The 2,768-nt window shown below is 44.8% G+C and carries 4 protein-coding genes; 1 reads left to right on the plus strand and 3 read right to left on the minus strand.

The features are described from left to right. Both PHV44_07470 and PHV44_07475 read right to left on the minus strand, forming a co-directional pair. On the minus strand, nt 1-811 hold an 811-nt coding region (locus tag PHV44_07470; protein MDD5593100.1), incomplete at its 3' end, for a DUF1566 domain-containing protein. Beyond that, complete coding sequence (locus PHV44_07475; GenBank protein MDD5593101.1) at nt 790-1,602, minus strand: transposase; 813 nt, start codon at nt 1,600-1,602, stop codon at nt 790-792. The genes PHV44_07470 and PHV44_07475, both read right to left, overlap by 22 nt. Nucleotides 1,603-1,747: 145 nt before the next feature. On the opposite strand from PHV44_07475, the gene PHV44_07480 reads away from it, so the two are divergent. After that, nucleotides 1,748-1,972 carry a helix-turn-helix transcriptional regulator gene (locus PHV44_07480; protein MDD5593102.1) on the plus strand — a complete coding sequence of 75 codons (225 nt, stop codon included), beginning with the start codon at nt 1,748-1,750 and terminating at the stop codon, nt 1,970-1,972. Between the two features lie 24 nt (nt 1,973-1,996). Here PHV44_07480 and radC read toward each other — a convergent pair whose 3' ends face one another. Beyond that, nucleotides 1,997-2,674, minus strand: a complete 678-nt coding sequence (gene radC, locus PHV44_07485) for a DNA repair protein RadC (GenBank protein MDD5593103.1) — start codon at nt 2,672-2,674, stop codon at nt 1,997-1,999. Between the last annotated feature and the right edge of the window lie 94 nt (nt 2,675-2,768).

The following is a 2,768-nucleotide window of genomic DNA, read 5'->3' on the forward strand; positions in this document are numbered from 1 at the left end:
CGACGTGCCAGGCGTAGGAGGTACTGCTCGCATAAGTAGTAGACGACCAATAACCGCCCGACTGCGTATTAGAAAAATAGGTTGTGTTTATTGCTGGGCTATAAGTTCCATAATTTACAATACTCATCAGCTCCCTTACATTGGGGAGGCGCCAGTCACTATAACCGGCATAAGTGAAGCTTTCGCATCCTGAGAGCGCATTCTCCCAGGTCTGGCTGCTTCCGCTGTTGTAATTGCTTGCGTCCTTCAGCCACATCAGACCGGTGCGGTTATCCGTAATTGTTCCGTCGCCGTTATCCGTATAAGAAGGCTGGCTGGCTGAAGGCTGGTAATCGTGGTCTTCGCCAAAGGTGTCGGTGTAAGATGCGGTTTGGCCGGTATCAGGAAACGCAAGCCCGCCGCTGCTGGCGCTGCCGGTAACCGGGCCGAAGTTTGTGCCGCGGGTTGTGCCGGTTGTGGCAAAAAAAACCTTGCCGCTGGCTACGTCGGAAGCGGTGGCGGTGCAGCTTGCGGCGTCGGAGGTAAAATCCGCATAAATGTCACTTATCCTGTACATTGTAGCCGTGGATGTGTTTACGGAAGGCGCAAGCGAATGGCCCCCTGCTGTGGCTGCGGTGCCATTGTGCAGCTTTTGATAAAGGTCATTTAAGGTATACCCGTAGGCTGCCGGCGCTGCCGGGCTTCCTGAAGAGGCACCGGTAACCGCCGAATCATCCAGATCCCCGGAAAAGGCCGGCATCGCCCCCAACAAAAAGAATAAAATCACCAGCGCGCTTGAGCCGGCAATCCTCACCTTAGCTCTTCCTCCCATCCCCTTACTCCTTCTTCCATCTCAAGGTCGTTTAGACGCTGCTGCAGGAAAGCCAATTCCTGCCGGTATTTCTCCTGCCAATAAGCTTTTATCTTTGATTTTACCGTTTCCCTGAATTCTTCGCTGCCCAGGACCATTCCTTTTTTTAAATCCAATGCCAATATTTTTATTTCTTCAATAGAGATGTTTCTTAGGTAATCCGTGTAATTCCTTTCTTTTATAGTGGTTAAAACGCCTGCTATTTCCTGTTCCATGCCGGGATCAAACCCGAAAACAGATGATTTTGTCTCCATGCAGGCATCTTCGAATCCCGCATAATATAAATAAACAGGGTAACTGCTGTAAGGATAAGCTGCCGGATGCGGGGTCAAATTCAACCTTTGCGGATAAAGGTGGATATAGGCACTCATGGATACAAGGTAACGTGACTTTTCCAACAGGTTCATCCTGTATGTTTCCCGGAAAAGATGGCCTTTTAGACTGTATTTTTTATTAAAATATTTGGTATAATTCCCGTTAAGGTCATGCATAATATCCGATAAAACCACCCCTTCCCTCAATTCAATCAATAGACACAGGTGGTTCGGCAACAGGACAAAGGCAAATAACTTGAATCCATACTGCTCTTTATATTTTCTCAAAAGGTTTAAGTATGACTGGTAATCTTCCGCCTCCCTAAAGATCTTCTCATCATGGTCTCCGCGGACAGTCACATAATAAACCCCGCCTTCAATATGTATGCGTGGCATACCTTTCATCTTCTGTTCTTCCTTCAATTTCTGATATTCCATTTTGGAATATTGGCAAAACAAGTGTAACATATTGTCGTTAAAGTGTCAAGGGAATGCTAATCGGCGCCGTAAAAATGGGGTCAGGATTATTTTTCAAATAAGGTGTCCAAAAATAATTTAAAAGGCCCCGGTGAGGCGCAAAGCCATGGATAAGACTATCTTTACAAAAGCACATAAAGATTTAGTCGGCCGCTTGATTAAAGCCCGCAAGGCGTCGAAACTAAACCAGGCGGATGTTGCAAAGAAACTCGGCAGGACCCAATCTTATATCTCCAAGATCGAGGCTGGCCAACGCCGTATAGACGTAGTTCAGTTAAACGAATTCGCCTCCATCTACAAAAAGAACCTCTATTATTTCATCAACAAGTAAAAAACGGGGTCTGGCCCCGTCTTCCTAGATAAGCCCCCTGTCGGAGAAACTGAAATATTTCCCATTGCCTATAATTATATGGTCGAGACACTTCAATGATAAGCATTTTCCAACTTTAACTACTACCCGGGTAAAACGTTTATCTTCACAACTTGGCTGCGGGTTACCTGAGGGATGATTATGAACACAGATTATAAAGGAAGCCATATCCCGAAGCGCCTTCTGATACACCTCCCTGATTATGGGCCTTGCCTGATTTACAGAACCTCTTTCTATTTCTGTTATACCAATAATCCGGTTTTGCGAGTTCAAAAGAACAATATTAAAAACTTCTATCTTTAAATCCTGCATCCTAGGCATCAGGATGTTAACAACGTCACAGGAAGACTTAACCCTCACCCCTTTTTCCTCTAATCTTTCTTCGCAGAATCTCTTGGTTATCTCGATTACGGCCCTTATCCGACTTACCTTTGCGTTATCTAAACCTTTTATATCGTATAAATTGCATAAATCCGCCCGGCCGATCTGACGAAAAGTCTTAAAACTACTCAAAATTCTTCTTGCCAGATCCAAAGCGCTCGCTCCCCTTCCTCCCGTCTCCAGAATAATCGCTAACAGCTCGGAATCAGTTAATGTATGCTCGCCCTTGCTTAATAATTTCTCCCTTGGTCTATCCTCTTTAGGCCAGTTTCGTATAACCATACATCCTCCTTTATTATAATTGACGGAAAAATAAGAAAAATCTAACTAATTAAAGACAATTTTTAAAACAAGAGAGACCTCTCCTTGTTCTGAA

It is taken from the genome of Candidatus Omnitrophota bacterium, assembly GCA_028717245.1.
Taxonomy (GTDB): Bacteria; Omnitrophota; Gorgyraeia; order Gygaellales; family Profunditerraquicolaceae; genus JAGUYA01.

Coding starts and splice junctions, on each gene's coding strand:
- PHV44_07475 (MDD5593101.1), bottom strand. CDS start 1,602: ATGGAATATCAGAAATTGAAGGAAGAACAGAAGATGAAAGGTATGCCA.
- PHV44_07480 (MDD5593102.1), top strand. CDS start 1,748: ATGGATAAGACTATCTTTACAAAAGCACATAAAGATTTAGTCGGCCGC.
- radC (MDD5593103.1), bottom strand. CDS start 2,674: ATGGTTATACGAAACTGGCCTAAAGAGGATAGACCAAGGGAGAAATTA.